Consider the following 6,556-nt stretch of genomic DNA (forward strand, 5'->3'; position numbering starts at 1 on the left):
GCGGTGCGCCGTCGAGAAGCGGTGCGCCGTCGAGAAGCGGTGCGCCGTCGGCGGGCAGCGCGGCGGTGGACGCGGGTTCGGCCCACCCTGGCATGTGGACGGGCACCCGCGGCGGCCCGTCCCAGGCCAGGGTGATCTCGGTGCCCTGGCCCGGTGCCGACGTGATGCGGGCGTCCCCGCTGACCGCGCGCATCCGGGCCGACACGGAGCTGCGCAGGCCTAGGCGGACACTGTTCGCCGCGACCTCGTCCGGTTGGAAACCCCGCCCACGGTCGATGATGCTCACCCGCAGCCGGCCCGGTTCGAGCAGCGTGACGACCCGGGCCTCGTCGGTCCCGGCGTGGAAGCGGACGTTGCGCAGCGCCTCCCCCGCGGCCAGGACCACGGCCGTCGCCACCTCGTCGGGCACCCAGCCCACACCGGTCCCGTCCGCGGTGCCATCGATCGTCGTGTCGTGGGAGACATGGTCGACGGTGATCTTCAGGCCGGCGGCGCTGGCCTGGGTCACCGTCCGGGCGAGGCGCTCGAGCAGACCGGGGCCGGACCGGCGGGCGCCGACGGGCCGCGGTCCGAGGTGTTCCTCCACCTCGCGCACACTCTGCGCGCACTGCTCGCGCAGGAGCCCCACGGGCATGTCCTCGGCCATGCCGATGCCGGTCAACGTGTTGAGGATCGTGTCGTGCAGCAGGCGTTCGCTCTCCTGCGCCGCCCGTTCGCGCGCCTCGGCGACCAGCATCCGTCGACGGCGCGCCGTGGACTTCCGCTGGCGCAGATCGGCGTCGTCGGCGACCCGGAGCAGCCGCATGAGCGCGTAACGCAGCAAGGTCGCGACGACGATCAGGATCAGCGTCGCCGCGAAGACCTGCGGCCGCTGCCCCACTCCCGTGACGAGATGGACGACGCCCAGCAGCGCCACGGCACCCAGCAGGGCCCGCCGGGTCAGTGAGAAGGCCGCGGTGACCGCCGCGGTGAGGGCGGCGACGAACACCAGCGAGGACGGATCACCGCGCACCGGATCCGGCACGATCCAGGGGGCCAGGGCGACACCCACCGTCGCCATCAGCACGTCCAGCCTGGCGAGCACCGGTGGGATGCGGACCGACGCCCCGGCGTCCTCCCGCTCACCGTCGAGGCCCGGCACCGCACCGGCGTCAGGATCGGCGGCGGACGCGGGATCGGCGTGCCGGTCGGCGGCGGGCTGGTCGTCCGGGCGGGCGTCGGCGAGCTGGCGGCGCAGCAGGATGAGGACCAGCACGCTCCACGCGAACATCCCGGCCGCCCCGGCGACCGCGACCGGATGGTCACGGTACCGGTCGAACCAGACCGCGACGGACGACACCAGGAATGCCAGGTGCGCCATCCGCAGCTGGATGGCGCACCTGGCCATCACCCTTGCCAGTGCCTGCACGGAACGTCCGTTCATATCGCATAAGTGTGGACGATCTGGCTACCCGTGCCGACACCCGGGACGCGCGACAGGCCGCCGCGGGCCGATCTGGCCGAGGAAAAGCTCCGAGTAAACCCAAATGTCCGCTGCCGTGGACATGTGTCTGCCGTCCCCCGACGCCGTGCTCGCTCGGGGCTACGACATGGGGCCCACCGCTGTCCGCGCGATCTCGGCCAGATGGTCCCCGCTGTCGCCGTAGGCCGCCGCGAGTCGTTTGGCACGCTTGTAGAAGAAGTGGGTGTCGTGCTCCCAGGTGTAGCCGATGCCACCGTGGTACTGGATCATCGCGGCGGTGACGTCCCGCGCGGTGTCACTGGCCTTGCTCTTCGCGATCGCCACGGCGAGCACCGCGTCGACCCGGTCGACGTCCACCGGCTCGACGTCCACCGGGTCAGCCAGCTCCGTGGCGTCAGCAGGGGTGTCGGCGGGGGTGACGTTGGCAGGGATGTCGGCGGGGGTGGAGTCGACGGCGTGGGCGGCGAACAGGACGGCGTGCTCGGCCATGGTGACCGCGACGTGCAGGTCGGCGAGGTGATGCGCGAGCGCCTGGAAGGAGCCGACCGGACGACCGAACTGGACGCGGGCGCTGTCGTAGGCGACCGTGCGCCGCAGGGCCTCCCGGGCGAGACCGACGAGATCAGCGGCGGCCAGCACCGCGCCGCGGCGCAGCAGGTCGGCGAGGGCCGCGTCGTCGGAGCCGGGCAGGCGCCGGCCCAGCACGCCCTCGAGGGTCACCGCGGCGAGGCGGGTCGTCCCGTCGAACCCGGACTGCGGCGCCACCCGCACCCCCACCGCGCACGGATCCACCAGATACAGGCCGACGCCGTCGACGGGCACGACCGCCGTGCCTCCCGTGGCATCGGCGTCCGCGCCGGGCGCCGTTTCCGGGGCGGCTTCCAGGGCTGCGACGACGAGCAGGTCGGCGACGGCGGCGTACTCGACCCCGCTGGCCATCCCGTACAGACGGCCGTCCGAGGTGGCGCGCACGGCGATACCCGGCCGGCCGAGGCCGCCGCCGGGGCCACGCAGCGCGACCGTGGCGACGAGCTCACCGCCCCCGAGGGGACCCAGCACCGCGGTGGCCTGCGCCGACGAACCGAACCGGCGCACCGCCTCGCCGGCGAGCACGGTCGACGCCCACGGTCCGGGCAGTACGCCGGCGCCGAAGGCCCGGGCGATCACCTGCGCGTCGACCAGGCCGAGGCCGAGGCCGCCCTGGTCGACGGGCACGCACACCGACAACCAGCCCTGGTCACCGATCGTCCGCCACAGTTCGCGGGGATGGCCGTCGCCGCCGGTGTCCTCGAACACCGCCCGTACCGCCGTCAGGTCGAAGCGATCGGCGAGCACGTCACGGACGGTCTCGGCCAGGGCACGCTGCTCATCGGTGAGAGCGAAGAACACGGGCGCGGGCTCCTCGGGACGGGCCTCAGGCGAGGCGGGAGTTGGGCAGGCCGAGCACGCGTTCGGCGACGATCGAACGCTGGATCTGGGATGAGCCACCCCAGATGGTGACCGACCGGGTCCAGAAACTCTCCCGCCGCAAGGCGGTCAGATCCAGACCGCCGGACTCACCGAACTCGCCGAGCGGATGGTCCAGGCCCACATCCGCGCCGAGCACCTCGTCGAACGTGTCGAACAGGCCCTGGTAGGCCTGCGACCACTGCAGTTTGGTCACCGACGAGGCGAAGCCGAGGTCCCGGCCGCGTTCGACCTCGGTCAGCACGTGCAGGGCGTGGTAGCGCAGGCACTCCAGCTCCACCAGGCGGCGTGCCAGGGACTGGCGGACCGACGGGTCACGGTCACGGCCGAGCGCGCGGGCGACCTCGACGATCTGGTCGTAGGCCCGGCGGAAGTCGGTGTACTGGCCCATCGCGGACGCCCCACGCTCGAACGACAGCAGCAGCATCGCCGTCGCCCAGCCGTTGCCGAGGCCGCCGACGCAGTCCGCCGCGGGCACCCGCACATCGGTGAAGAACACCTCGCCGAACTCGCTGATCCCGCTCAGCTGCCGGATCGGGCGCACCTCGACACCGGGTGAACGCAGGTCGATCAGCAGCAGCGACAGGCCGCGGTGCCGACTCGCGGCGGGATCGGTGCGCACCAGGGCGAACATCCGGTCGGCGTGGCGGGCCGACGTCGTCCACACCTTCTGGCCATGGACGAGGAAGTCGTCGCCGTCGCGTTCGCCCCGGGTACGCACCGAGCCGAGGTCCGAGCCGGATTCGGGTTCGGAGAAACCCTGGCACCAGATCACGTCGTTGCGCAGCATCGGCGCGAGAATCCCGGTCTTCTGCTCGGGCGTGCCGACGGCCATCACGGTCGGCGCCAGGAACGTCAGGCCCAACGGGTTCACCGAACGGGGCGCGCGGGCGCGGGCCAGTTCCGCGTCGGCCAGGGCGGCCATCGTGGGCGAACCGCCGCGGCCGCCGTACTCGGTCGGCCAGTCGATCCCACCGAAACCGGCCAGGGCCTTGCGCCGCTCCCAGCCGCGGCGCAGGTCGAAGGACTCGTCCTCGCCCAGCGTGGTCCAGAAGCCCGGTGCCGCCCACGCCGCGGGCAGCTCCGCGGCCAGCCAGGCCCGCAGCTCACGACGGAAATCCGCCACTTCGGGTGGGTAGGTCAGATCCACGTGGTCAACCCCATCTGTCGGCTTCGTCGCTTCCCCCCGTTAGCGCGCAGACAGTGAGACGGTAGTACCCGACGGCCGGCCATGTGTCGGTGGACGGTCCCCTGGTCCCCGACACCCCATCGTTCACGGAGCCCACAGGCGACGGTCACCGCGAGCCGGCACGATGGACCGGCACGATGGGATCGGCCACCGCCAGCGCCGCACGAAGGAGGATCACCGTCTTGACGTCGACCAGGCCCGCAGCGCCGGGGGTCCTCGACCCCGCCGGTCGCACCGCGGCACTGCGCCGGATGCGCACCGAGGTGATGGACATCGTCGTGATCGGCGGCGGCGTGACCGGGGCGGGGGTGGCCCTCGACGCCGCCACCCGCGGCCTGTCCGTCGCCCTCGTCGAGGCGCGTGACCTCGCCGCCGGGACATCCAGCCGGTCCAGCAAGCTCATCCACGGCGGCCTGCGCTACCTCGAGCAGCTCAACGCCCCACTCGTGCGCGAGGCCCTGCGGGAACGCTCGCTGATGCTCGACACGCTCGCCCCGCATCTCGTGCACGCCATCCCGTTCCTGCTTCCGCTGACCCGCCACGGCTGGGAGCGGGCCTACCTCGGCAGTGGCGTGCTGCTCTACGACACCCTCGGCCAGGGTCTGGCCCGCATCGGCCCCGGTGGCGACGGGACCGTGCCACATCACCGGCACCTCACCCGCAAGGCGGCGCTGCGGGCGTTTCCGTCCCTGCGCCCGGACGCGCTCGTCGGCGCCATCCAGTACTGGGACGGGCAGGTCGACGACGCCCGGCACACCATGTTCGTCGCCCGCACCGCGGCCCGTTACGGCGCGGCGGTGGCCACCAGCGCCCGGGTCGTCGGGCTGCTGCGCGAGGGTGAGCGGGTCGCCGGCGTCCAGGTGCGTGACCTGGAGTCCGGCGAGGAGATCGAGCTGCGCGCCCGGGAGACGATCAACGCCGCCGGGGTGTGGACCGACGACATCCAGGCCATGGTCGGCGGGCGCGGGCGGCTGTCGGTGCGGGCGTCCAAGGGTGTGCACATCGTCGTCCCGCGCGACCGGGTCCACGGGGAGACCGGGCTCATTCTGCGCACCGAGCGCAGCGTCCTGTTCGTCATCCCCTGGGGCAGGCAGTGGATCATCGGGACGACCGACACCGACTGGAACCTCGACCTCGCCCATCCGGCCGCGTCCAGCGCCGACATCGACTACCTGCTCACCACCGTCAACCGGGTGCTGCGCACCCCCCTGACCACCGAGGACATCACCGGCGTCTACGCGGGTCTGCGGCCGCTGCTGGCCGGCGAGTCGCAGGACACCTCGGCGCTGTCGCGTGAGCACGCCGTCGTCTCCCCCGCGCCGGGGCTGACGATGGTCGCCGGTGGGAAGTACACGACCTACCGGGTGATGGCCGCCGACGCCGTCGACGCCGCCGTCCGCGGGCTCAACCGGACGGTCCCCGCCTCGTGCACGGAGAAGATCCCCCTGCTCGGCGCGGACGGCTACCCGGCCCTGTGGAACGCCCGTGAGCTCCTGGCGCGCCGTAGCGGTCTGCACGTCGGCTGGATCGAACACCTGCTGCACCGGTACGGCACGCTCGCCGAGGAGGTGCTGGAGCTGGCCGCGTCCCGGGCCGAACTCGGCCGTCCGCTGCCCGGCGCGCCGACCTACCTGGCCGCCGAGGCCGTCTACGCCGTCACCCACGAAGGCGCCCTGCACCTGGAGGACGTGCTGACCCGCCGCACCCGGATCTCCATCGAGACCCGTGACCGGGGCGTCGAGACGGCCCGGGCCGTCGCCGACCTCATCGCCCCCGTCCTTGGCTGGGCACCGGCCGACCGCGACCGCGAGGTGGAGCACTACCTGGCCCGGGTGGCGGCCGAACGCGCCTCGCAGCAGGAGGCCGACGACGCCACCGCCGACGCCACCCGTCTGGGCGCGCCGGACGTGCGCCACCTCGGCCACCCCGCCGAGCGCCGCGCGCCAGCACCGACACCCCCCGCGGCTCCTTCGGCGCCGGCCGCGTCCTCAGCCTCCTCGGCCTCCTCAGCCTCCTCGACGGCACCGGGCTGAACCGCGCGGACGGCGGGGAACGGCCCGGCGGGACGAGATCGGGGGCGCCCCGATGTCACTCGGGGGTTTTACCGAAGCCGGGGCGCGGAACGACGTCCACCATGGGAACTATTCTTTGGTTGATCGCGGCGATTTTCGTCATCGCCGGTGTCGTGACAATCGTGCGCGGCGCACTGCTTTACGGCATCGTGCTCATCGTGGTCGGGCTGCTCATTGGCCCCGGCGGTGTTTCCATCTTCGCCTGAGCCGCACGGGGCTCACCCGCGTCGCTTTCGGGCCATGTCCGGGCGGCGCGGGTGGGTCCCGTGGTCGCGTCAGAGGCCGTATTCCTCCAGAAGTCTCAGCGTAACTGGTCAGGTCTCGTAGATCGTTTGTTTTTTGTTCCTCGGCTGGCTGGGATGCTTT

5 protein-coding genes are annotated in these 6,556 nt (G+C 72.7%); 2 read left to right on the forward strand and 3 right to left on the reverse strand.

Annotation, left to right across the window (positions count from 1 at the left end):
* From G6R24_RS16780 to G6R24_RS16790, 3 genes are all read right to left on the reverse strand, one after another.
* Window positions 1-1,408, reverse strand: a 1,408-nt coding sequence (locus G6R24_RS16780; RefSeq protein WP_338084453.1) for a sensor histidine kinase, incomplete at its 3' end; no start/stop codon positions are given.
* 174 nt (window positions 1,409-1,582) lie between these two features.
* Window positions 1,583-2,851 (reverse strand): acyl-CoA dehydrogenase family protein, encoded by a 1,269-nt coding sequence (locus G6R24_RS16785; RefSeq protein ID WP_163550179.1) that lies wholly within the window; start codon window positions 2,849-2,851, stop codon window positions 1,583-1,585.
* 25 nt (window positions 2,852-2,876) lie between these two features.
* Window positions 2,877-4,079, reverse strand: a complete 1,203-nt coding sequence (locus G6R24_RS16790) for an acyl-CoA dehydrogenase family protein (protein ID WP_163550180.1) — start codon at window positions 4,077-4,079, stop codon at window positions 2,877-2,879.
* A gap of 221 nt (window positions 4,080-4,300) precedes the next feature.
* Between G6R24_RS16790 and G6R24_RS16795 the strand changes: the two genes are divergently transcribed.
* Complete coding sequence (locus G6R24_RS16795) at window positions 4,301-6,151, forward strand: glycerol-3-phosphate dehydrogenase/oxidase (protein WP_391530289.1); 1,851 nt, start codon at window positions 4,301-4,303, stop codon at window positions 6,149-6,151.
* Window positions 6,152-6,252: 101 nt separating this feature from the next.
* Window positions 6,253-6,396: a GPGG-motif small membrane protein gene (locus G6R24_RS21710; RefSeq protein WP_175084447.1), complete on the forward strand. Its 144-nt coding sequence runs from the start codon at window positions 6,253-6,255 to the stop codon at window positions 6,394-6,396.
* The last annotated feature ends 160 nt before the right edge of the window (window positions 6,397-6,556 follow it).

The organism is Candidatus Frankia nodulisporulans (assembly GCF_902806475.1).
In the GTDB taxonomy this organism is placed as follows: domain Bacteria; phylum Actinomycetota; class Actinomycetes; order Frankiales; family Frankiaceae; genus Frankia; species Frankia umida.

Coding starts and splice junctions, on each gene's coding strand:
- G6R24_RS21710 (WP_175084447.1), top strand. CDS start 6,253: ATGGGAACTATTCTTTGGTTGATCGCGGCGATTTTCGTCATCGCCGGT.